Origin of the sequence: Catenulispora sp. GP43 (assembly GCF_041260665.1) — a bacterium.
In the GTDB taxonomy this organism is placed as follows: domain Bacteria; phylum Actinomycetota; class Actinomycetes; order Streptomycetales; family Catenulisporaceae; genus Catenulispora.
The window spans coordinates 79,442-102,676 of sequence record NZ_JBGCCT010000041.1; the positions used below are offsets into that span (position 1 = coordinate 79,442).

The window sequence follows — 23,235 nt, forward strand, 5'->3', positions numbered from 1 at the left end:
AAACGGGCGGGGGAGGCCATGCGGGACGGTGTGGTCGGCTGGGGCGAGGAGACAGTGCCGCCCCAGCAGGATGCGGTGCCCTCGGCGTCGGAGAGCGGGCCCGAACCCGAGTCCTTCTGGAAGCGGTGGCGCGCCGAAACCGCGATCGCAGTCCTGGTCATCGGGTTCATAGCCGGCGCCGTGGTCCCGGTGATGCTGTGCCTGCGAGGCTGGCATTCGGCTGAGACGATCCGTGGCCTCGGAGCCGGCCGGGGCGTGTTCACGGTCGTCTCCTGCGGCGATCAGCAGAAGGACGACGACGACAACTCCACCTACACCTGTACCGGCACGTTCGCGCTCCAGGGGGCGTCCGCCGTCGGCGACTCGGCGGCCCCCCGCATGTACAAGGTGACCGACGACATCACCCACAAAGCCGGGGCGACCCTACTCGGACGCATGAACAGCGATGGCGACGTCTCCCTGCCCGACGGGCTCGGGGCGGCCGCGACGATGGCGTTCTGGCTCGTGGTGGCGCTGGAAACGGCATTGGCCGAGGGAATGGTCGTTCGCATGCTCGCGCGATGGATCCGCGGCGTTCCTCAGGGCCTGGAGTGGGGCGATGCGCTCATATGGGTGCTCGCCGCGCTCTTCGTGGGCGTGATGCTCCACCTGCTGCTTTTGGGGATCGTGGCTGTCTGCTTCGCGATCTGGTAGCGACCGGCTTTACCGCAGACTCTCCCCGGCGATCTGCTCCAACCGGCGTACCCGGTCCGGAATCGGCGGGTGCGTCGAGAACAGCCGCGACATCCCGGCGCCCTGGAACGGGTTCGCGATCATCATCGAACTGGTGGTCATCAGCTCCGGCTCCGGGGCCAGCGGCCGGGCCTGGGTCCCGCGCTCCAGCTTGACCAGCGCCGAGGCCAGGGCCAGCGGGTCGTTGGTGAGGCGGGAGCCGGAGGCGTCGGCCTGGTACTCGCGGGAGCGGCCGATGGCCAGCTGGATCATCGAGGCGGCCAGCGGGCCCAGGAACATGATGGCGATCATGCCGACCAGGCCGGGGCCCTCGTCGTCCTCCGAGCGGCCGATCGGGATCAGCCAGGCCAGGTTCACCAGCCACATGATCACGCTGGCCAGGGCGCCGGCGATGGAGGCGATGAGGATGTCGCGGTTGTAGACGTGCGACAACTCGTGGCCCAGGACGCCGCGCAGTTCGCGCTCGTTCAGCAGGTCCAGGATGCCGGTGGTGCAGCACACGGCCGCGTGCTGGGGGTTGCGGCCGGTGGCGAAGGCGTTCGGGGCGTCGGTGTGGGAGATGTACAAACGGGGCATCGGCTGGCGGGACTGCGTCGACAGCTCGCGCACGATGCGGTACATCGCCGGCTGCTCCACCTCGCTGACCGGCTGGGCGCGCATGGAGCGCAGCGCCATCTTGTCGCTGTTCCAGTAGGCGTAGGCGTTGGTGCCGACCGCGATGAGCAGGGCGATGGTGACCCCGGTGCGCCCCCAGAAGCTGCCGATGCCGATGATGATCGCCGACAGCAGCCCCATCAGCGCCGCGGTTTTCACGGCGTTGTGGCGGCCATGGAGATGCGTGGTGGATGTCATCGACGTCCTTGCCCGTTTGCGTGCGTTCCTTGCCCTTCCCCCTTCGGTCCAACGTAGGTGAAGATCTCCGGGGTTCCCGGGGGTGTGGGCCGGGCGGGTGAGGCGCGAGGGGTTCGGGTGGTCTAAACCGCCAGATCCCGGGAGGTGAAGCGGGCCCAGGCCAGGCTGAGCGCGACCAGTGCGTAGCCCGCCTGGAGCCACAGGCTGTGGGAGATGGTGCCCCAGTACACGGGGGTCCGTAAGAGGTCGGCGAAGGCCAGCCAGTCGAAGGAGAACAGCCAGGGCTGCAGCGCGGCCAGCTGCGGGATCGAGCCGGCGATCTCGGCGGCCACGATCAGTCCGATGGTGCCGGCCAGCGCGGTGGCGGGGGAGTCGGTGAGCGTGGAGATGGTCAGCCCGAGGACCGCGACCCCGGCCATGCAGCAGGTCACGACCCCGGCGATGAGCAGCGCCCGCCCGAAGGCCGCCGACAGCGGGATCGTCGTGCCGCTGAGCAGCGTGACGGCCCGCATCGGGAACAGCATGCTGCCGGTGGCCAGCGCCGACAGCGCCACCGTGCACGTCGCCGCCACCGCGTAGACGACCGCCGCCAGCAGCTTGGCGGCCAGCAGCCGGGTCCGGCCGACCGGCCAGGCCAGCACGGTCCGCAGCGTCCCGTCGGCGGCGTCCCCGGCGACCTGGTCCGCGGCGACCACGCCGACGGCCACCGGCAGGAACAGCGGCACGGTCAGCGCGAGCGAGGCGAACACCAGGAACAGGCCGTTGCCGGCCACCTGGTTCAGCATCCCCGTGCCGCTCCCGGTGCCGATCCCGGACACCTTGACCGACACCCCGACCAGCACCGGCACCAGCGCGAGCACCAGGAGGATCAGGAGGTTGCGACGGCGCCGGAAGGTCAGGGCCAGCTCGATGCTAGGAATGGCTCCCCACCTCCGCGTCCGTCGTCGATTTCCCAGGCGCGGCCGGCGCTCCCGCGACCGTCGCCTCCAGCGACTGCGGCGTCGCGAACGCCACGAACAACCGCTGATCCGGTGTGAACACCAGGCTCACCAGCCGGCTGCTCCACACCAGTCCGACCGGCGTCTTCTCCCCTGCGGCCATCATCATCCGCAGGTAGCTCTGCACCGGCGTCCCCGGGGTCCCGGCCAACGCGGCCAGTACCGCGGCGGGTCCCTCCGGCGCCGGAGCGTCGTGCGGAGTCCCGAGCCCCGCGATCAGTTTCCGCGGATCGACGCCGCCGACCGCCACCGCGGCGGTCCAGTCCTTCCCGGCGCCGTGCACCGGGTTCGCCGGCAGATCCGGCGTGGGCTCCTCGACCACCTTCGCGCCCGGCGGCGGCGTGAACCGCAGTTCGGCCGGATCGGCGGAGAAGGCCACCGACTCGAACTCGGCCTGGATCGCAGGACTCGACGATCCGGTCGGATACACCGCGACGCTCAGCGGCACCCCGGTCGCCGCGTCCACCGCGACCCGCACCGACCCGATCGTGGTCCCGTCCGAATGCGGCGTGATCCGCAGGACATAGCAGTCCCGGCCGGCGACCCGCGTCGTCTCCCGCGTCGAGTAGGCCGTGTCGAACAACAGCGTCTGCACCGCCGACGGCCCGGTGAACGTCTTCGCCAGATCGGCGGGCGAGGCGAACGCCAGCAACGCGGAGGTCAGCGCGTTGACCGACCCGTGGCGCGCCGTCTGGTGCGAGGAGTCCCACATCCACAGTTCGCTGCCGTCGCGGAACAGGTCGTACTCCGACAGCGTGTCCTGCACAGCGACCCGCTCGCGTGCTTCCGGGCCGGAGGCGTCGGTGGCCACCCGGAGCAGGTGGACCCCGGACAGCAGCCGTACCGGATCCGCCCCGCCGTCGCTGCCCAGCTTCGGCAGGCGCGGCAGCCCTATGTCGACCGACAGCTTCACGGTCCCGGACACCGCCTGCGTCTGCGGCTTCCCGATCTTCTTGATCAGCGACAACGGGGATATCCCCGGCAAACGCGGAGGATCCGCCGCCGCCAGGCCGTGCGAGACCGTGGCGACGGCCATCACCGCGGCCGCCGCCACGAGCGGGGTCAGCATGCGCCGGCGCATCGGCTGTGTCCCCGGGCTAGGCCCGGGACGCCTGCCGCGCCGGCGCGGTCCGCCTCACCGGTAGTTGGTGAACTGGATCGCGAAGTCGTAGTCCTGCTCCTTCAGCAGTGACTGCGTGGCCTGCAGGTCGTCGCGCGACTTCGAGGAGACCCGCAGCTCCTCGCCGATGATCTGCGCCTTGACGCTCTTGGGCGCCTCGTCGCGGATCAGCTTGGAGATCTTCTTAGCGTTCTCCGAGGAGATGCCCTCCTGGATGGAGGCGCTGATCCGGTACTCCTTGCCCGACACCCGGGGCTCGCCGGCGTCCAGCACCTTCAGCGAGATCTTGCGCTTGATCAGCTTGTCCTTGAACACGTCCAGCACCGCGGCGACCCGCTCCTCGGAGTTCGCCCTCATCTCGATGCCCTCGCCGGACCACCGGATCTCGGCGTCCACCCCGCGGAAGTCGAAGCGCTGGGCGATCTCCTTCGACGCCTGGTTCAGCGCGTTGTCGACCTCCTGCCTCTCGACCTTGCTCACCACGTCGAACGACGACTCCGAAGCCACAGTCCGGTCCTCTTCTCTTCAGCTCTTCCGGCGGTCCACGTGCGCCGCGCTGAACGATCCTAGACGCGTCCTCACCTCCACGACCGCAAGTAGGACCGAGAAGGCGAACCCAGACCGGTCACATCGTCGTATCCGACACCGGTGGAAAGCAGGCCGTCGTCCCCCAACTGGTACAGCCGTGCCTGGTGTACCCCCTTGCCGTCCACGCCCAGGTCGACGACGGTGGCCGGCGGCGTGCCGGGGCGCGGCGAGTCCGCGCCGAGGGTGAGCGGGCCGACGTCGTGGAACGCTCCCGTGGCGGCCAGGCCGTACAGCGCCGGGTTCAGGAAGCCGAATGGATGACCCGCGGCCTGTTCGGCGTCGGCCATCACGCCCGCGAACAGCGGGGTGGCCAGCGAGGTGCCGCCGATCGTCGACTCGGCGTAGCCGACCGAGCCGTTCGGCAGCTTCTGCGTGACCCCGGTCAGGAAGCCGGTCACCGGATCGGCGTCCATCGCCACGTCCGGGACCACGCGCATCGGCTGCGCCGCCGGCTTGCCGTCCAGCTGGGTCGTGGCCAGCGCCGGAGGGACGACCGCGGCCTGATAGTCGGGCTGCGGAATGTCTTCGCTCGTTCCGCCGCCGCTCCCGAAGCGCCACTGGCCGTTCCCCGCCGCCGGCGCCCACGTGCTCCCGTCCGGCGCCAGCGACGAACGCCGGTCGCCCCAGCCGACCTCCCCGACGTACTGGTCCCACGACCCGATGGCCAGGCTGGTCCCGCCGACCGCGGTCACCCACGGGTCCTCGGCCGGGTACTCCGTCTGCGGCCGCGCTGAACCGGTCGCGCACTGCGCCGACGGGTCCTCGGCGCCGCAGTCCCCGGTCGCGAACAGGAAGCTGATGCCCTGCTGCCCGCCTCGTTGGAACAGGGCCGAGTACCCCGCCATCGTCGCGGCGTCCTCGTCGCCGTAGGTGCTGTGCGGGATGCCGCCCCAGGAGTTGGAGACGATGGTCGCCAGGCGGCCGTCGACGACCGACTGCAACGCGGCCATCAGATCGGTGTCGTCGCAGGATGCGGCGGCGACGTAGACGATGTCCGCCTGCGGGGCCATGGCGTGCACGGCCTCCACGTCCAGCGCCTCCTCGACCGCCCACGACGACGGCGTCTCGCATTCGCCGTCGGTCAGGTGGTGGTACGCCGGCGGAGTGACCTCCCGGTACTGCCCCGGCCTCAGGAGGCGCTCGTCGTGGTTCATCGCGTAGCGGTTCGCGTCGGCGAGCATCGTGGGGGAGGCGTAGGCGTCGACGATCGCGACGGTGACGCCCTTGCCGCGCTTGAGCGACTGCGTGACGCCGTAGGCGTCGCGGAGCTGCTCGGGGGTGTAGCCGCAGACGGCTAAGGGATTGCGGCCGCCGAACGCGTTCGGGACGGTCCTGGCGGTGTGCTCGCCGTAGTAGCCGGAGCACTTCTGCGGACCGATGGTGTCGGTGTCGCCGTCGGTCAGCTGGATGTGGTTCGTGTGCATCGCCAGATGGCGGGCTATGTGCTGAGGGGTCGCGGGCGCGGACGACGTCTCCGAAACAGCGCCCTGCGACACGGCTATCAGCGCGGCGGTGGCCAGCGAGGCGGCCCAAGTGGAGCGACGGACCAAGCGACCGAACATAAACCCTCCCGAATCGGTACGTATGTCCGCTTCGTACCGTCGGGAGGTTGGGAGGATGCGCGGCCGCCCCGAAAGGGTGACCGCGCGTCCTGACTTCTAGTGCTTGAACGAGTTCAGATACTCCTCCCGGGGGGATCCGAGCCCTGTCGCGAGGTCGTAGCCGGCGGCCGCGGCCAGGCCCTGGTCGCGGCCGAGCTCGAACAACCGGACCTGGCGCCGGCCCTGGGCGTCGGCGCCGAGGTCCAGGACGGTCGAGATGTCCGCGGGCGCCCCGGCCGGGTGGGCCACGACGTCGGTGAAGGTGGCGGCCGTCGCGCGCTTGTAGAGGTCCGGGTTCGCGAAGCCGATCGGCTTGCCGCCGCCGGCCGCCTGCGCCTGCTGCCCGTCCGCCTGCGTGGCGGCGAACATCGGCGCCGCGGCCGAGGTGCCGCCGACCGGGGTCTCGCCGTACTGGCCGGTGGCCGGGTCGGTGACGCCGACCTGCACGGCGGTCAGCAGATCGCCGTCCATCGCGACGTCCGGCAGCGTGCGCATCGGCCCGGCGGCCTTCTTCCCGGTCCCGAGTGTGCGGGCGAGGGCGTCGGGGACCACGCCCTGCTGATAGCCGGGCTGCTGGAAGTCCTCGCTGGTCCCGCCGCCCCCGCCGAAGTAGAAGCCGCCGGGGAACGGGACCCAGCTCCTGCCGTCGTCGGACAGCGCCGAGCGCCGGTCGCCCATCGAGGCCTGCCACAGCGGGTTCGCGCCGGGGCCGAGCGCCAGCGCCGTCCCGCCGACCCCGGTCACCCAGGGCGAGGACACCGGCCACTCGGTCTGTGCCCGCGCCGACTGCGGGTCGCAGCCCGGCCCGGTGCGGTCCGAGTCGTCGCCGCAGTCGCCGGTCGCGAAGTAGAGCCCGATGCCCTCGCTCGCGGCGTACTGGAAGACCTGCGTGGCCTGCGAGATCAGGGCCGGGTCGATGTCGCCGGACAGGCGGTGCATGGTCTCGCCGAAGGAGGAGGAGACGATGTCCGCGGCGTGGGTGTCGACGATGTTCGCCAACGTGGCGTTGATGTCCTGGTCCGCACAGGAGTTCGCGCCGAAGTAGTGCACCGTCGCGCCGGACGCCATCCCGTGGACGGTCTCGACGTCCAGGGCCTCCTCGCCGGACCAGTCGCCGGGGCTCTGGCAGACGCCGTCGGTGGTGTGCGTCCACTGACTCGGGGTGACCGACTCAAGGTACTGGTTCCCCGCGAACGGCTGGTCGCCGTGTCCCTGCGCGAAGCGGTTCGCGTCGGTGAGCATCGTCGAGGAGCCGTAGGCGTCGACGACCGCCACGGTGACGCCGGCGCCGTTCAGGCCGGAGGCGTTGACGCCGTAAGCAGTGCGGAGCTGGCTGGGGACGTAGCCGCAGACGTCGATCGGCTCCGGGGAGCTGTAGCCGGGCGGCAGGCTCGGGTCCGCGGTGAGCGCGCCCCAGCTCGGGGAGCAGGACGGCAGAGCATCCCGGGACCGGGACGTCGCCGTTGCTCCGCGGGAGTGAACGACGTCGGGGTGTTCGGGCAGGTCGGCGGGCAGGCGTACTCCGGTGGAGTGAATCGGGGCGGAGGCGCCCGGTGCGGAGGTGGCTGGTGCGGTCTGGGCGTACCCGAGGGTGTTTACGCCCACCGGATGAACGCTCATCCCCCGCCGAGCCGTGATCGCCGCGGTTGCCCCCTCCCGCATCCCCTGCTCCTGCGTCTGGCCGATCCGCGCCACGTTCGCCACCGCGTGCGTCACGTCGGCCGGCGCCGTCAGGGTCCGCATCCCCGCGCCGAACGCGTTGCGCGTGGCCGTCGCACTGCCGGTCGCGTCGATCCAGTGCGCGCCCTGCTTCGTCACGCGCAGCCCGGAGGCGCGCAGCCACTTCCGGACCGACCGCAGCTGCGCGTCCGTCGCCCCAAAGCGGGCCTGGGCCTGGGCGGGCGTCAGGAAGTGGCCGTACTGCGGGCTGCCGGGAGTGGACACGGCCCGCGCGAACGCCTCCAGGCCCGCCGGATCCCGCCCCGCGAGCCCGATCCGCACGCTCACCGGCCCGCCGCGCTCCTGCGGCCCCGCCGTCCCGCCGGCCGCGGCGTCGGCCGTCCCGGCGGCCAGCAACGCGACCGCCATCGCACATCCCAGGTATCGAAACATGAACCGGTGTTATCCGGCACGAACGAGTTCATGTCGGGTGATTCAAGAGTGTGGCAATACCCTCATCCGTTTTACTGCCTGCGCAGGCGTATCAGGCGGCTGGCATAGTCCCCGGACGGAAGCCCGGGTTCCAGACCGTGTTCCCGCAGTACATCGCCTGAATATGTGACGCCCCAGAACAGGTCCTGGTACCGCGATCCGGCCCGCAGCCCCGGCAGCCGGAACGGCGACGGCTCGTGCGCGAAGCGCATCGTGGGCCGCCAAACGAGTACCGCGTGCTCCGAGTCGTCCGGGGCCGCGTAGTGCACCCCGGTGACGCCGTCAGGGGTCTGCAGGCGGTGCGCGATGCCCCGCTGGACGAGCGGCCGCACCTCCTTGTACTCGGCCACCAGAGCGGCCGCCTCCGCCAGTTCCTCCTCCGACCACGCGGTCAGGTTCCCGCCGATGCCGAGCGCGCCGGCCATCGCCACGTGGAACCGGAACCGCAGCGGCGTCTCCCGGAACGTGATCGGGTTCGGGCTGTCGGAGGCCCAGGCCGCCATCGCCGCGGCCGGGTAGACCTGCCCGAAGCCGGCCTGGATCCCGATGCGGTCCACGGGATCGGTGTTGTCCGAGGCCCACACCTGGTCCACGCGCGCCAGCATGCCCAGGTCCAGCCGTCCGCCGCCGCCCGCGCAGCCCTCGATCCGCAGCCCGGGATGGCTCTCGCGCAGCCGGTCGATGACGGCGTAGACGTTCTGGACCGCCACGGCCCACATCCGGTCCGGGTCCGGCGACCCCGGCCACCCGGCGTCGGTCACCGGCCGGTTCATGTCCCACTTGAGGAAGTCGACGCCGTGCTCGCGGACCAACCGGTCCAGGGTGGCGTGGACCCAGTCGGCCACGTCGGCGCGCGCCAGGTTCAGCATCAGCTGGTTCCGCAGCTCCGTGGCCTGGCGGGTCGGCGCGTGCACGACCCAGTCCGGATGGGCCCGGAACAGGTCGCTGTCGGCGTTCACCATCTCCGGTTCCACCCAGAGCCCGAACCGCATCCCCAGCCGGTGTACTTCGTCGGCGAGCGGCTTCAGGCCGTCGGGGAACGCGCCGGGGTGGGGCGTCCAGTCGCCGAGGCCCGCGTGGTCGTCGCGGCGTGCGCCGAACCAGCCGTCGTCCACCACGAACAGCTCGACGCCGGTGCGGGCCGCCAGGCCGGCCAGCGCCTTCTGGCCGGCCTCGGTGAGATCGAAGCCCATGGCCTCCCAGGAGTTGTAGAGGACCGGCCGGTCCTCGTCCGGATGCGGCAGGACGTGGTCGCGGACGTACTCGTGCCATGCGCGGCTCGCGCCGCCGAAGCCGTCGGCGGTGTAGAGCCCTGCGAAGACCGGGGTCCGGATGCGCTCGGCCGGCCCGATGCGGAAGCTTTGGGCCTCGTGGCCGTAGCCGCCGGTGAACGTCACGCGCCCGACGGGATCGCGGTGCACGGCGATCCGCCAGCTCCCGCTCCACGCCAACGCCGCGCTCCAGACCTGCCCGGAGGTCTCGGTCGCGGTGCCGGCGTCCAGGGCCAGCCACGGGTTCGCGTGGTGGCTGGTCATCCCGCGCCGGGAGACCAGGACGGTCTCGGCGACCGGCAGGCGGTCGCGCTGGAGCTGTGTCTCGCTGGCCCAGCCGCCGGCGAGGTGGGTGAGGCGGTAGTCGGGCTGCTTCGGGAGGGTCCAGGACGCGCTGTCGGCGCGTTCGAGGACGATCGGTTCGGCGTCGGCGGGGCCTGTGTGCTCGATCTCCGTCCAGCGCTCGATGACGTCGCTGTCGGGCCGGACGCGGTAGAGGAGGTCGCACGCCAGCGGGTAGACGCGGTCCTCGAGCCTGATCCGCAGAACCCTGTCTTCGATCTCGTGGCCCGCGTATCGCCACTGCGCTCCGCGCACGCCGTCTGCGAAGCGCACGCGCAGCGCGGCCGGGCCGAAGCGCGCCCCGGTCTCGATCGGCAGCTCGTCCGGCGCCGCGTCGGCCTCGAAGCTGCTCTCGGCCGGTGAGCGCCACTCGCGCAGCCGGGTCGCGTCCAGCGGCGCGCCCCAGTAGACGTGGCGCGGGCTGCCGTCGTCGCCGATCCGAAGCGTATAGACCGATTTCGGTGTCCGCAGGACAATCAAGCCGCGCTCGGCATCGACGGACACGGATTCGTGGTCGTGGGCGTTCATAGCGGCATCCTAAAAGGGGAGTACATGAGAGTCCGTACGGTGATCACCGCGCTCGCGCTGATGACATCCGCCCTGCTCCTGCCGGGTTCGGCGCACGCCGCGCCGACGGCGTCGGCGGCGAACGCGCCCACCGCCAATACCGCGTCCTCGCTCTCCGCGTCCTGGACCGGTCCGCTGAGCACCAGCGGGCGCTATGTCGTCGACGCGAACGGGAACCGCTTCAAGCTGATCGGCGGCAACTGGGACGGCGCGCAGGGGCACTGGCTGGGCAGCGGCTCCACGACCGACCCGGCGCAGAACCACGCCGGCGAGGTGTCCTATGACGTGCCCCTGGCCCTGGACCGTGCCCCGATCCCGCAGATCCTGTCCGACTTCCACAGCCTGGGCATCAACACCATCCGGCTGCCGTTCGCCGACGCGATGATCCACGACACCACGACGGTCCCGGACGCCGCGGTCGCCGCCAATCCGCAGCTGCGCGGGCTGACGCCGCTGCAGGTGTACGACGCCGTCGTCAGCGCCCTGACGAACGACGGCTTCGCGGTGATCCTGAACAACCACACCACGAGCTACCGCTGGTGCTGCGGTCTGGACGGCAACGAGCGCTGGAACAGCGGGCAGACCACGCAGCAGTGGGAGTCCGACTGGCTGTTCATGGTGAACCGGTACAAGGCGAACAAGCGCGTAGTCGGCGCGGACCTGCGCAACGAGGTCCGGCGCGACACGTGGGACGACCCGAACTGGGGCTTGTACGACGCCCACGACGAGTACGCGGCCTTCGAGGAGGCGGGCAACCAGATCCTGGCCGCGGACCCGGACATGCTGATCATCATGGAGGGCATCAACTGGTACGGCATCCCGGCGGCCGGCTTCTCCCACGGCCGTCCGATGCTCACCCCGGTCGCGAACCTCTCCAACACCCTGATCGCCTCGAACAAGCTGGTGTACTCGGCGCACTTCTACAGCTACACCGGCCCGAACAACTCCGGCGCCGCCGCCGGTTCGGCCGGCGCCACCAGCGACCCCCGCTACGAGGACTTCACCCCGGACCAGCTCGCCTCGGTGGTGAACCAGGAAGCCCTGTTCGTCACCCAATCCGGCCAGCACTTCACGGCCCCGGTCTGGGTGAGCGAGTTCGGCGCGGCCGGCCGCGGCTCGACCGACACCAAGGAGCAAGCCTGGTTCGACAACTTCACGAACATCCTGGCCGCGAACGACACCGACTTCGCCATCTGGCCCCTCATCGGCTACACGGCCCCCGACGGAACCCTCCAGGACAACTGGGCCCTGCTCTCCTACGACGCCGCCGGCAACCGCACCAGCATCACCGCCCCCGGCGACTGGCGCCTGGCCGACTGGCAGAAGCTGACCGCGACCCCGGCCGTCACCGGCCCGATCCCCGCCTCACCCCACTGGAACATGCTCGACCTGGACCACGCCGACTACGACGTCTCGGCGGCCATGCTGGCGCAGCCCGACTGGTCCTCCGGCAACCGCAAGGGCGACTGCCCGGACACCGAGCGCATGGCCGGCCTCGGCCGCGGCAGCAGCCGAGGCCTGTGCACGGACAACGCAGAGCCGGCTAAGAGTGCCGCGTCTCCCGCGTCCTGGACCGTGGTCACCAACGAGAACTACGTGACCGAAGGCGACTGGGCACCCGGCTATAGCAAACTCCAGTGCCCGGACAACACCTTCGCCGTCGGCTACAGCGTCCACAACAACTCCATGGAAGCGCTTCTTTGCGCTCCCGTAGCCAAGTCTTTGCCCACGACCGGCCACACCGTCTGGTTCAACAAGGGCGACAACCGTCCCGCCGGCGGCGGCTCCACGGCTTCCGACTGGGCGCCGGGCTCCTACAAGGGACAATGCGCCGACAACGAGTACGTCGCCGGCGTGGCGTACACCTACCAGTGGGCCGAAGGTGGCGTTCCGGATGCGCTGTTGTGCCGGCCGCTGATCTGAACTGAGGTGTGCTCCTTCGGCCGGAATCACCCCGTTTGGGACGTGAACACAATCACGAATATTTTTGTGACTCCCGCCCTCGACTAGGGTCTCCCCCTACGTCCGAACAAAACAGCTCGGGTGTGGGAGGCCTGAAGATGGTGACGGAAACTGACGCGAATCTGGTGTCAGCGGCGGCGGCCGGGGACCCGGCCGCCTTGGAGCGTCTGGTCTCCGACTATCTGCCGCTGGTCTACAACATCGTGGGGCGTGCGCTTCCGGTGGCGGCCGATGTCGACGACGTCGTGCAGGAGACCATGCTGCGCGTCGTGCGGAGCCTGCCGACGCTGCGCGACCCGCGGGTGTTCCGGTCGTGGCTGGTCGCGGTGGCGATGAACCAGGTGCGCGACCATGTGCGGGCCTACCACGGCCGGCCGCGGCCGCTGGACGAGGCGCCGGAGTTGGCCGATCCGGGGGCGGACTTCGCGGATCTGACGCTCACCGAGCTCGGCCTGACCGGGCAGCGGCGCGAGGTCGCGATGGCCACGGCGTGGCTGGACGACGACGACCGGGAGCTGCTCTCGCTGTGGTGGCTCGTCGAGGCGGGGCATCTGACGCGCGGGGACCTGGTCAGCGCGCTCGGCCTGGAGCCGCATCACGTCACCGTGCGGATCGCGCGGATGAAGGGGCAACTGGAGACGTCGCGGGCGGTGGTGCGCGCGCTGTGCGCCGTCCCGATCTGCCTGGAGCTCTCCGACCTCGCCATGAACTGGCACGGCCGCCCCGAGCCCTTGTGGCGCAAGCGGTTCGCGCGGCACGTGCGCCAGTGCCCGACGTGCGCGGGGCTGGCGACGGACTTTGTCCCGGCCGAGCGTCTGCTGGTCCGCCTGCCGCTGATCCCGCTGCCGTTCGGCCTGGCCGAGGCCGTCCACCGCGCGGTGCCCTCCGCCTTCCACCCCGGCGCGGCAACCGCGCAGCTGCCGCCGTCGGGCGGTCACGGACCGGGGCTGTCCACCTCGCACCGCCGAATACCCAGGGCCGGTGCCCGCTCCGCCGCCACGCACTTCGCCGCGAAGGCAGCCGTCGCCCTGGCCGCGACCGGGGCGATCATCGGCGCCGTGGTGGTGACGACCGGGGCCACCGACTCCAAGGCCGATTCCGGGCCCGGCAGCACCTCCACTTCGCTCAACGCCGGCGACGGAAGCTCCTCCTCGGGGGCCGCTGCCAGCCCGACGCCCTCGGGTTCCGTAAGCTCGGTAGCCGGATCGACCTCCTCGGTCTCGCCCTCGCCCCGCTCCGACTCCGCCAAGTCGGTCCCGAGCACTTCGAAGAGCACGATGAAGCCCCCCTCGCAGTCCGCGGCCAGCTCGTCCTTGTCGCAGAGTTCCAACACCTCGAGCAGTAAGCCGTCCTCCTCGTCGGCCCCGGCCGGCTCGTCCCTGTCCGACCCGGCCAGCCAGGTGCTGGCCGTGATCAACCAGGCCCGCGCCGGCCAGGGCCTGCCGCCGCTGACCGTCAGCGCCGGCTTGAACAAGAGCGCGGCAGCCCACACCTCGGTCATGGCGTCGGGCTGCGGCCTGTCCCACCAGTGCCCGGGGGAGCCGGCGCTCGGCGACCGCGAGACCGCCGCGGGCGTGTCGTGGTCCGCGGCCGGCGAGAACATCGGCGACGGCGGTCCGGTGTCGGACACGAACTCCGCCATCGCCTCCATGGCGGTCGGCCTGACCAACAGCATGCTCGCCGAGCAGCCGCCGGACGACGGCCACCGTCGCAACATCCTGAGCACCAGCTACCACCACATCGGGATATCGGTGTTCCGGGACAGCAGCGGCACGGTCTGGATGACGCAGGATTTCTCGGACTGAGCAAAGTCCTGGGAGTCTTGGCCGATGCGGACCGACGAGACCGATGCCGGCGACCAGTGGACCGATGAGCTGCTCCCGCCAGGCGTTCAAGCCCTCCGGCGAGAGCCTCTGACCGGAGGCATGGCCCACACCGCCTGGCGGGTCGCGTTGTCCGAAGGCCGCGAGGCGGTGGTGAAAGGCGGCCGCTCGGTGCCCGACGGTTTTTTCGGACAGGAGGCCGAAAGCCTGTCGGCGCTGCGGGACATCGGCGGACTGCCCACTCCCGAGATCCTGCACGTCGGCCCCAAGTCGCTGGTCCTGGAGGCCCTGAAGTCCGAACTCCCCGACACCCCGCAGTTCTGGGAAGCCGCCGGCCGCGCCATCGCCGCGCTGCACAGCCACGGGTCGGACCGTCATGGCTGGCACTCCGACGGCATGCTGGGCCTCCTGCCGCAGGAGAACTCCTGGGACGAGGACGGCCACCGGTTCTTCGCCGAGCACCGGGTCCTGCGCTACTTGCGTGAGCCGAAGGTGGAAGCGGCCCTCGGAACCGAGGATCTACAAGGGCTGGAGCGCATATGCGAGCGCCTTCCCAGTCTGTTGCCGGCGGCTCCCGCGGCCTTGCTCCACGGCGACCTGTGGCGCGCGAACATCATCGCGACCTTCGACGACGCGCCGGTCTTCATCGACCCGGCCGTCTACTACGGCTGGCCTGAGATCGACGTGAGCATGATGTACTGCACCGGCGGTGTGCCGGAGGAGTTCTTCGCCGCGTACTACGAGGTGCGTCCGTCGGTGGGGGAGTGGCGCGAGCGGATGGCGGTGCTGAACCTCCGCGAGTGGTTGTGCATGATCGCGCACTTCGGGGCGAACGACAAAGCGGTGACGGGTATCCGCGAAGTGATCAAGCGCTTCTCATAGCGCCCGGATCCCGCGTAGTACCTGATCCACCAACCGCATGGCGTCGTCCATCCGCATCACCTCGTTGAACAAGGCCAGCCGGGCCAATACCGGACCGGCGATGGCGTCGACCACGAGCGTCGGATCGGTGTCCGCGCGCAGCTGGCCGGTTTCGATCCCGTGCCGCACGATGTCCGCCGACCGGTCCCACCGGTTGTGCCAGTACGCGGTGCGCTCCTGATCGAACTCCGGCGACACCGACAGGGCGCTGAGCCGGACCAAGGCCGAGCCCTGCGGCGTGTTCAGGTAATCGATCAGGGCCCGCATGGTCGAGCGCAGGTCCTCGGCGATGTCGTCGCCGGCCGGCTGGGGCGGCAGGGCTTCGTCGGAGTATTGGGTGGCGGCCTCGTAGATCAGCTTCTCCGGCGTGCCGAACTGCCGGTACAGCGAGCTCTCGTGGACGCCGGCCGCCGCCGCGACGCCGGCCATCGTCACCGCTTGCGGGCCCTGCTCGGTCAGCAGCCGCACCACCACCGCGAAGACCGCACGGCGCATCGGTTCGCCTCGGCGGCGCAGCGGCGGCGCCTTCGGCGGCTGGTCGGGGTTCTCCTGCGGGCTCACGGCACTCGACGCTAACCCCCTGCCGATCCGGGCGCAATGCGAGCGATCTTGCATTAGCTCGCGATGGGGCGTAGCTTCCAAAGCGAGGCGACTTGCAATATGAGAGGAGCGGGCCATGGCGACCATGCGTGCCGCACGTCTGAACCTGTCCACCGGGACGCTGAGCGTCGAGGACGTCGAGAAGCCGGCGCCGGGGACCGGCGAGGTGCTGGTCAAGGTCGAGGCGGCGGGCGTCTGCCTGTCGGACGTCCACCTGGTCCGCGGCTACTTCGCCAAGCCCCGGCTGCTGGTCGGCGACACCGTCACCCTCGGGCACGAGACCGCCGGCACGGTCGCCGAGGTCGGGCCGGCGGTCACCGCCTGGAAGCCGGGCGACCGCGTGGTGCTGCAGGCCGGCGAGATCCGCGACGGCCAGGTGTGGACCCGCGGCGTCGACTACGACGGCGGCTGGGCCGAGTACGCGCTCGCGCGCCAGGACACGCTGGTCGCGCTGCCGGACGCCATCCCCTTCGAGCAGGGCGCGATCATCCCGGACGCGGTGTCGACGCCGTGGGGCGCGATCACCACGACCGCGCACGTCGGCCCGGCACAGTCGGTCGGCGTGTGGGGCATCGGCGGGCTCGGCGCGCACGGCGTCCAACTGCTGCGCGCGATCGGCGCCTGCCCGATCATCGCGATCGACCCCTCGCCGGCCGCCCGGGAGCGTGCCCTGGCTTTCGGCGCGGACCTGGCGCTGGACTCCGCCGACCCGGACCTGCGGGCCGCGATCCGCGACGCGACCGGCGGCGCCGGGCTGGAGTTCGCGTTCGACTTCGCCGGGGTGACGCCGGTGCGGGAGCAGGCGCTGAAGGTGCTGGCGCCGGGCGGGAAGCTGGTGCTGGTCGGCCTGAGCGGCCAGCCGATCACGATCGAGAACAGCACCAAGTTCCAGTCCGCGCAGTTCCAGTTGTTGGGCCACTACGGTTCGCCGCAGGAGGCGGTCGGGCAGTTGATCCGGCTGGAGGCCGCCGGGCGGCTGGACTTCGCGCGGTCGATCTCCGGGGTCATGGGGCTGGAGGAGGCCGTCGAGGCGGTCGAGCGGCTGGAGAAGAAGGTCGGGGATCCCATTCGGATCGTGCTGCGCCCCGGTGGGTAGAACTCTCTAAAGAGGTCATAAGGAAACGCCGTCAGGTGCTCTCTGGCGAGGCACAGTAGATGGTCGCTCCATAAACTGGCCAGGTCAGTACATTCGGCCCGGCCGGTGCGGCCTCGAACTTCGGGAAGCAGACTGTTCGCCTACCTACTCGCCGCGTTTTTCGGCCTCATGTTCGTCAATTCGGTGATGCGCGACCCGCGCGGGTTCCGCAATGCGGTGTTTCTCGGGCTGACGCTGTCCTTCTTGGGGCTGGGTCTGCTTCTCGGGGTGACACATACCTCCGGCGACGGACGGATGCTGGCCGTCGTGTCGGTGGCTCTGCTGCCGGTGCTGGGTCTGGTGGCGCTGGTGACGTTCCTGATCCTCAACGGCATGACGATGCTGCGCAAAGAGGGACGGACAGTGGCCAACCTGCTTTCCCTCGCTTGTGGGGTCGGCATTATCGCGTTGCTGCTCTTGTTGGTGGCGGCGCTGGTGGCCCGGCATCACGTGCTGACGGCCTTGGCCGCCGCCTCGGTGCTCGTGGTCTGCTACCTCGCTTTCTTGTTCTTCTGCTACCTCACCTATGGGTTCCTCTATAGGCGGATGCCGATCCGGCGCCCTCCCGATTTCGTGGTGATCCTCGGCGCCGGTCTGATGGGTGGGAAGCGGGTGTCGCCGCTGTTGGCGAGTCGGCTGGAGCGCGGCCGCGCCGTGTACGAAGCCCTTGATCCGCAATTCGGTCCGATGCTCATCGTCTCCGGCGGCAAGGGGACGGACGAGCGGCTCTCCGAAGCCGAAGCGATGGCGAACTACTTGGTGGAGTCTGGGTTCCCGGCCGATCGGATCCTCAAAGAGGACCAGTCGAGTACCACGGAGGAGAACCTTCTCTTTAGCGCCGCGCTTATGAGGGAGAACCGGCCTGAGGGGTATCGCTGTGTGGTCGTCACGAACGATTTCCACAGTTACCGCGCGGCGTTGATCGCGCGGGACCTCGGAGTTCCCGCGCAGGTGGTGGGATCGCCGACCGCCGCGTACTTCCTGCCGAGTGCCACCATCCGCGAGTTCATCGCTGTGTTCGTGCGCTACTGGAAGGTGAACGTGCCGATCTGTGCGTTCCTCGCGGCGCCGTCCTTGGTGATGCTCGCGCGTTGAGGCGCGCCTTCGACACAGGTGCGTGTCCGCCCTCGAAGATGGGTTGGTGAACGGATACGCAGTAGTCGATGTCGAGACCTCCGGGTTCCAGCCTCCGATCGCGGAGATCGTGGAGGTCGCGATCGTGCATGTGGACGTCACCGGGCAGGTGACGGGCAGTTGGGACAGCCTGCTGCGACCGGAGGGCGGGGTCGGGGCGACGCGGGTGCACGGGATCACCCGCGAGATGGTGGAGCCGGCGCCGCGTTTCGAGGACGTCGGCCTGGAGCTGCACGGGCTGCTCGCGGACCGGGTCGTGGTCGCGCACAATCTGGCGTTCGACGCCAAGTTCCTGGTGACGCAGTTCGCGCGGATCGGCGTGCACTCGCCGGAGATCGCCGGCGGCGCGTGCACGCTGCGGACGTCGCAGGCGATGCTGCCGGGGCCCTCGTACAAGCTGCTGGACTGCTGCCAGGCGGTCGGGGTCGAGCTGACCGACGCGCACAGCGCGCTCGGCGACGCGCTGGCGACGGCCCGGCTGCTCGGATTCTTCCTGCGGCGCGGGGTCAACGTCGGCGGCATGGCGGTCCGCCCGCAGGCGGCGGTCCCGCAGCCCCGAGCCGAGCTCGGCGAGCTGTTCCTGTCCAGGTCACACTAGCTCTTCCACCTTCTCCGCAGCTCCGGCCCGAATCGGTTGCGCAGCCGCGATAACAGCGTTATCGTTTTTGTGACGCCGTTATCACCCCCGAGGAGCCCGCCATGAAATTCACGATCTTGGACGATCACCGCGAGGTCGCGGTCGACGCGCAGCTGTCCGACGACGGCAGCGTCCTGATGCCGATCAGCGAGGTCCCCGCGGCCCTCGGCTGGGAGCGCAAACCCCAGGGCTGGTGCCGTGGCGACATATGCATCCCCGCGCGGGTGGCCGAGGGGGTCGAGCGCGACGGCGGTCTCGTGGACCTGGCCGCCTTCGCCGCGCTGGTCGACCGCCCCTACGCGGCCGTGCCGGACCGGGGCGTCGCGGCCGTGGGCGCGTCGGCCGCCGAGCGGGCCTCCGCCCTGGCCGAGGGCGAGGCGCCGGACTTCGAACTGCGCGACCTGGAGGGCACCGCGCACCGGCTGAGCGATCTGCACGGGCGCAAGGTGGCGCTGGTGTTCTGGGCATCGTGGTGCGGCTGCCGCTACGACCTGCCGGAGTGGGAACGCCAGCACTCCGCGCTGAGCCCCGAGGGCTTCTCGGTGGTGAGCGTGGCTATCGACCGCCGCCCCGGCGACGCCGCGCCGTGGATCCGCGAGGCGGCGGCGACGCATCCGGCCCTGATCGACGCCGACGGCACCGTCGCCGACCGCTACCAGGTCCTGAACGTCCCGACTGTGGTCTGGATCGACGAGCGGGGCCGGATCGCCCGCCCCAACGACACCCAGTTCGCCACCGACCTCTTCCGCTCCCTGAGCGGCCTGGACTCGGCGCGCGCCATGGCCGCCCTGCGGCGCTGGGTCCGCACCGACGACAGCGGCCTGACCGCCGACGACGTCGCCGCCCACGCCCCACAGGTCACCGCGGCCCACCAGCAGGCCCGCACCGAGGCGGCCCTGGCCCTGTGGCTCCACCGCGCCGGCCACCCCGTCGAGGCCGCCGAGCACTTCGCCGAGGCCGAGCGCCTGGCCCCGGAGGACGTCACCATCTGGCGCGGCTCGATGCCCCTGCTCGGCACGGACCCGATGGGCGACGAGTACTTCAAACGCCGCGAGGCCCTGACCGACGCGGGCATTCCGATCTACCGCCCCCTGCCCGACTGGCAGGGCACACCGGGGGAGTGATCGCTACAGTGACGCTCGGCCAGGGGGAGCGACAACCGACAGCGGGAAACGGACATGAGCAAGAAGCCTGAGACAGCCGCCACCGACGACTACGAGCCGATCGCCCCCGGCGTCTACGCCCGGGCCCAGGCCCGCGGCCAAGAAGTCCTGCGCGCATCCCTCCTGGACGTCGCCGCCCGGCTACTGGCCGCCGAAGGCCCCGCCGCTCTGACCATGCGCCGCATCGCCACCGAAGCAGGCTGCTCGACGATGGTTCTCTACAAGCACTTCGGCTCCAAGGAAGCCATCGCCACCGCCCTCTACCTCGAAGGTTTCGCCCGCCTCAAGCGCCACCTCGACGCAGTCCCCCGCGACGACGACCCCGCCGAACACCTCGCCGCCCTCGGCCGCGCCTACCGCGAGAACGCCCTGGCGGAGCCCAACTTCTACGACGTCATGCACGGCCAAGGCATCCCCGGCTACACCCCCGACGCACAAGCCACGGCAGCAGCCAACCAAAGCCTCGCCGTCCTCCACGAAGCAGCCCAACGCTGCATCGACACCGGCACCTTCCGCCCGGACGCCGACCCCACCGAGATCACCGAAGTCCTCTGGGCCGCCGCCCACGGCGTCATCAGCCTCGAGCGCGCCGGCCACATCCCCGCCCCCACCGCCCCCGACCGCTTCCGCACCCTGACCGCCGCCGCAGCAGCCGCCTTCGCCACCACCCCCGCCCCCATCGCCCCGACCACCTGAGGAGTGCGCGGCACCCGAGCCGCCGGCCTCAGCCGCAACGGCAACCGCAACCTTCGCCGGTCCCGCTCCAGCCACAGCCGCTCTGCGAACCTGCCCCAGCGCCGCCAGCCTTTGCCGCGGCCTTCGCCGGGCCCGCTCCAGCCGCTCCGCGAAGCCTGCCTCAGCGCCGCCAGCCTCTTGCCGCCTCTCGACCGACCCGACAGCCTTTGCCGCCCCGGCTCCAGCCTCAGAAGCGCAACCTCTTGCGGCCCCAGCCACGGCCGCCGGCACAGCCCGACCTCGGGTGCTTCGAGCCAGCCTCCGCAGCGCCAGCTTCTGCCCCGGCCACGGCCGCCGGCATCGCCAACTATGGTGCTGCCTCGACTCCGGCCCGGTGGCGCCACTCTTGCCGTCCCTGCCGCCAGTACCGCATCGCGGCGGACCCGGGTTATCGCCGTCCCGCCTAGCCCCGAGCCACAAACCGCCGCCGCCCGAAAACCACAGCCGCCGTCAGCGGAACCGTCGCCAGCCCGCACACCCCGAACACCGTCCCGTACTGCCCATGCGCCGCAGCCCCGCCTCCGAGCGCCGCCCCCAAGGCGCTGCCCACGAACAGCGCCGCCACGTAGAACGACACCGCCGTCCCGCGCGCCTGCGGCACCACCGAGGTCGCCCAGGCCTGCAACGTCGAGTGCAGGAACGCCCAGCCCGCGCCCAACAGGGCCGCCACCAGCGCGTACGTCGCCACCCCCGGCGCCATCGCCGCGCAGCCGTAGCCCACCACGACCACCGCCCCGCCGATCGCCGCCAGGCCGTGGGGCGGCACCCGCCGGGCCAGTGCCTTCACCGCGCGGGTGAAGGCGAGCGTCGCGGCGCCGTACAACGCGGTCAGTGCGCCGGCCGCTGTCGATGACAGTCCTCGATGTTGCAACGCCGGTGCTACGAACGTCAGACCGCCGAGCAACACCGCGCCCTCCACGATCCCCAGCGCCGTCACCACATGCGCGAACGGCGCGTGCAGCACCGCCCCGATCTGCTCGCCCAAGCCCCCGACCGTCGCACGCTCCGGTTCCCCGACCCCGCGCAACAGCACCACCGCGGTGATCGCGACCAGCGAGGGTACGGCGAAGACCAGCCGCCAGCTCAGCCAGTGCGCCACCACGCCCGCGAAAAGGGCGGCCAGTCCGCTGCCCAGTCCGAGCGCCGCCATCAGATCCGCGAGCGCGTTCTGCCGACGCTCCGGTGCCACCGCGTCGCCCACGAAGCTCAGCGACGACGGCACCGCCGCCCCGAACGCGAAGCCCGCCACGCACCGACACACCGTCAGCAGCGCCATCCCCGGCACCACTGCCGAGGCCAGCCCGGCGATCGCCGCGATGCTCAGCGCGATCCGCACCACCGCCAGACGCCCGATCCGGTCCGACAAGATCCCCCACACCGGTTGCGACAGTCCGTACGCCAGCGCGTAGCCACTCGCGAGCGCGACGGTCGACGACAGCGGCGTGTGCATCGCCGCCGCGATCGTCACCAGAATCGGCCCGACCGCGAACCGGTCGAAGTTGGCCGTGAACGCCGCCACGGTGAGCGGCACCGGCACGCGCATGTCGGTGTGGGCGGGGACGCGTCCGGTTTCCGCACCGGCGGCGAGGGTGGAAGTCACCTTCCGATCATCCGGCCGCGCCACCGCTGAAATGCCCGGCAAACGCTCACGCTTCATCCTGTGACCAGAACTAATAGGCTGGCCGTGCCATGGACGATCACGACGCGCAGCGCCGGGCCGCGCTCGGCGCCTTCCTCCGTTCCCGCCGCGAACGCCTCACTCCGGCAGACGTGGGCCTCGCGGACGACTTCGGCCTGAGCAGGAAAGCCGATGCTCGCCCTGCGCTAAGCGACGGCAGCGGCAGCGGCAGCGATGTCGGTGTCGCCAGCGGTGTCGGCAGAGGCATCGGTGCCGGCACCGACTCCAGCGCCGGCCGACCGCGCACTGCCAAGCCCAACCCGCGCCGCCGCACTCCCGGCCTCCGCCGCGAGGAAGTCGCGCTGCTGTCCGGCGTCAGCGTGTCCTGGTACTCCTGGCTCGAGCAGGGCCGCCCGATCGCCGCTTCCCGCCAGGTCCTCGACGCGCTGGCCGCCACCTTGCGTCTCACCGCCGCCGAACGCCGCCACGTCTTCGAGCTGGCTGGGGAGAGCGACGCCGGCGCGTTGCAGGCCCCCGCCGCCGATGGTTGTCCCGTGGTCGGGGAGCATCTGCGCGCCACGGTCGCCGCGCTGGCCCCGGTGCCGGCGTGCCTGTTGGACCTGCACTGGGACATCCTCGCCTACAACGATGCCGAAGCCGCCCTCTACGGCGGCCTGGACCACCTGCCGTCGGCGCGTCGCAACATGATCTGGCTCTACTTCGGCTGGCCGGGCATGCGCGAGCTCCTCAAGGACTTCGAAGCCGAGGCCTGGTCCGTCCTGGCCCAGTTCCGGGCCTCCGCCGACCGGCACGTCGGCGACCCGCGCTTCGCCGAGATCCTCGCCGACGTCACCGCCGCCGACCCCGACTTCCCGCGCCGCTGGGACCGGCACGACATCGCCGCGTTCACGCCCGCGCTCAAGCGGTTCATCCATCCGCGGCATGGTCCGCTGACCTTCCGGCAGACCAAGCTCATCGCCGCCGAGAACCCCGATCTGCACCTGCTCGCGCGTCACCCCGCCGATCCCTCGACCCGTCGGGCGATGGAAGAGATGGCCTAGCACGCGCCGCAAACTGCCCACGCCGCAAACTGCCTACGCCGCAAACCGGCCGCGCCGCACGCCCCGAAGGCGCGCACCGCGGCCGGTCCCGTCTCCGACCCGAATCAGGCTTCTGTCGCCTGCGCCTGCTTCTGCTTCCGGTAGTGCTCCCGCCAGATCAGCCGGTACACCGGCAGCACCCGCGGTACCGACCGCAGGCCGGGGATGAACGGCAGGAACAGCAA

At 71.0% G+C, this 23,235-nt stretch carries 19 protein-coding genes; 10 read left to right on the top strand and 9 right to left on the bottom strand.

Annotation, left to right across the window (positions count from 1 at the left end; translation table 11 throughout):
• The first annotated feature begins 18 nt into the window (after window positions 1-18).
• On the top strand, window positions 19-693 hold the full coding sequence (locus tag ABH926_RS47885; RefSeq protein ID WP_370374067.1) for a hypothetical protein: 675 nt from the start codon (window positions 19-21) through the stop codon (window positions 691-693).
• A gap of 9 nt (window positions 694-702) precedes the next feature.
• Here the strand turns inward: ABH926_RS47885 and htpX are convergent, their stop codons facing one another.
• The 7 genes from htpX to ABH926_RS47920 all read right to left on the bottom strand — a co-directional run bounded on the left by htpX (window position 703) and on the right by ABH926_RS47920 (window position 10,183).
• Window positions 703-1,584 carry a zinc metalloprotease HtpX gene (gene htpX / locus ABH926_RS47890; RefSeq protein WP_370374068.1) on the bottom strand — a complete coding sequence of 294 codons (882 nt, stop codon included), beginning with the start codon at window positions 1,582-1,584 and terminating at the stop codon, window positions 703-705.
• A gap of 122 nt (window positions 1,585-1,706) precedes the next feature.
• Window positions 1,707-2,444, bottom strand: coding sequence for an ABC transporter permease subunit (locus ABH926_RS47895; protein ID WP_370374069.1), 738 nt, complete (start codon window positions 2,442-2,444; stop codon window positions 1,707-1,709).
• 52 nt (window positions 2,445-2,496) lie between these two features.
• A complete protein-coding gene (locus ABH926_RS47900; RefSeq protein WP_370374070.1) occupies window positions 2,497-3,651 on the bottom strand; it encodes an outer membrane lipoprotein carrier protein LolA in 1,155 nt (384 codons plus the stop codon).
• Between the two features lie 66 nt (window positions 3,652-3,717).
• Complete coding sequence (locus tag ABH926_RS47905; RefSeq protein ID WP_370374071.1) at window positions 3,718-4,209, bottom strand: YajQ family cyclic di-GMP-binding protein; 492 nt, start codon at window positions 4,207-4,209, stop codon at window positions 3,718-3,720.
• Window positions 4,210-4,280: 71 nt separating this feature from the next.
• On the bottom strand, window positions 4,281-5,840 hold the full coding sequence (locus tag ABH926_RS47910) for a S8 family serine peptidase (RefSeq protein ID WP_370374072.1): 1,560 nt from the start codon (window positions 5,838-5,840) through the stop codon (window positions 4,281-4,283).
• 108 nt (window positions 5,841-5,948) lie between these two features.
• Window positions 5,949-7,979: a protease pro-enzyme activation domain-containing protein gene (locus tag ABH926_RS47915; RefSeq protein ID WP_370374073.1), complete on the bottom strand. Its 2,031-nt coding sequence runs from the start codon at window positions 7,977-7,979 to the stop codon at window positions 5,949-5,951.
• Between the two features lie 95 nt (window positions 7,980-8,074).
• Complete coding sequence (locus ABH926_RS47920; protein ID WP_370374074.1) at window positions 8,075-10,183, bottom strand: alpha-galactosidase; 2,109 nt, start codon at window positions 10,181-10,183, stop codon at window positions 8,075-8,077.
• A 24-nt stretch (window positions 10,184-10,207) separates the two neighbouring features.
• Between ABH926_RS47920 and ABH926_RS47925 the strand changes: the two genes are divergently transcribed.
• The 3 genes from ABH926_RS47925 (at window position 10,208) to ABH926_RS47935 (ending at window position 14,889) form a co-directional block, all read left to right on the top strand.
• Window positions 10,208-12,145: a glycoside hydrolase family 5 protein gene (locus ABH926_RS47925; RefSeq protein WP_370374075.1), complete on the top strand. Its 1,938-nt coding sequence runs from the start codon at window positions 10,208-10,210 to the stop codon at window positions 12,143-12,145.
• A 137-nt stretch (window positions 12,146-12,282) separates the two neighbouring features.
• The gene (locus tag ABH926_RS47930; protein WP_370374076.1) at window positions 12,283-13,989 is read left to right on the top strand and encodes a sigma-70 family RNA polymerase sigma factor; all 1,707 of its coding nucleotides are present in this window, start codon (window positions 12,283-12,285) and stop codon (window positions 13,987-13,989) included.
• Window positions 13,990-14,013: 24 nt separating this feature from the next.
• Complete coding sequence (locus tag ABH926_RS47935) at window positions 14,014-14,889, top strand: fructosamine kinase family protein (RefSeq protein WP_370374077.1); 876 nt, start codon at window positions 14,014-14,016, stop codon at window positions 14,887-14,889.
• On the opposite strand, the gene ABH926_RS47940 is transcribed toward ABH926_RS47935, so the two are convergent.
• The gene (locus ABH926_RS47940; RefSeq protein WP_370374078.1) at window positions 14,884-15,489 is read right to left on the bottom strand and encodes a TetR-like C-terminal domain-containing protein; all 606 of its coding nucleotides are present in this window, start codon (window positions 15,487-15,489) and stop codon (window positions 14,884-14,886) included. The two genes, ABH926_RS47935 and ABH926_RS47940, sit on opposite strands and share 6 nt — an antisense overlap.
• Window positions 15,490-15,604: 115 nt before the next feature.
• On the opposite strand from ABH926_RS47940, the gene ABH926_RS47945 reads away from it, so the two are divergent.
• From ABH926_RS47945 to ABH926_RS47965, 5 genes are all read left to right on the top strand, one after another.
• Complete coding sequence (locus ABH926_RS47945) at window positions 15,605-16,624, top strand: zinc-binding dehydrogenase (protein WP_370374079.1); 1,020 nt, start codon at window positions 15,605-15,607, stop codon at window positions 16,622-16,624.
• 168 nt (window positions 16,625-16,792) lie between these two features.
• Window positions 16,793-17,758: a YdcF family protein gene (locus ABH926_RS47950; protein ID WP_370374080.1), complete on the top strand. Its 966-nt coding sequence runs from the start codon at window positions 16,793-16,795 to the stop codon at window positions 17,756-17,758.
• A gap of 46 nt (window positions 17,759-17,804) precedes the next feature.
• Window positions 17,805-18,395: a PolC-type DNA polymerase III gene (locus ABH926_RS47955; RefSeq protein ID WP_370374081.1), complete on the top strand. Its 591-nt coding sequence runs from the start codon at window positions 17,805-17,807 to the stop codon at window positions 18,393-18,395.
• 101 nt (window positions 18,396-18,496) lie between these two features.
• Complete coding sequence (locus ABH926_RS47960; protein ID WP_370374082.1) at window positions 18,497-19,558, top strand: redoxin domain-containing protein; 1,062 nt, start codon at window positions 18,497-18,499, stop codon at window positions 19,556-19,558.
• A gap of 54 nt (window positions 19,559-19,612) precedes the next feature.
• Window positions 19,613-20,293 carry a TetR/AcrR family transcriptional regulator gene (locus tag ABH926_RS47965; RefSeq protein WP_370374083.1) on the top strand — a complete coding sequence of 227 codons (681 nt, stop codon included), beginning with the start codon at window positions 19,613-19,615 and terminating at the stop codon, window positions 20,291-20,293.
• Between the two features lie 442 nt (window positions 20,294-20,735).
• Here the strand turns inward: ABH926_RS47965 and ABH926_RS47970 are convergent, their stop codons facing one another.
• The gene (locus ABH926_RS47970) at window positions 20,736-21,932 is read right to left on the bottom strand and encodes an MFS transporter (protein ID WP_370374084.1); all 1,197 of its coding nucleotides are present in this window, start codon (window positions 21,930-21,932) and stop codon (window positions 20,736-20,738) included.
• An 89-nt stretch (window positions 21,933-22,021) separates the two neighbouring features.
• Between ABH926_RS47970 and ABH926_RS47975 the strand changes: the two genes are divergently transcribed.
• Window positions 22,022-23,011 carry a helix-turn-helix transcriptional regulator gene (locus ABH926_RS47975; protein ID WP_370374085.1) on the top strand — a complete coding sequence of 330 codons (990 nt, stop codon included), beginning with the start codon at window positions 22,022-22,024 and terminating at the stop codon, window positions 23,009-23,011.
• Window positions 23,012-23,235: the final 224 nt, after the last annotated feature.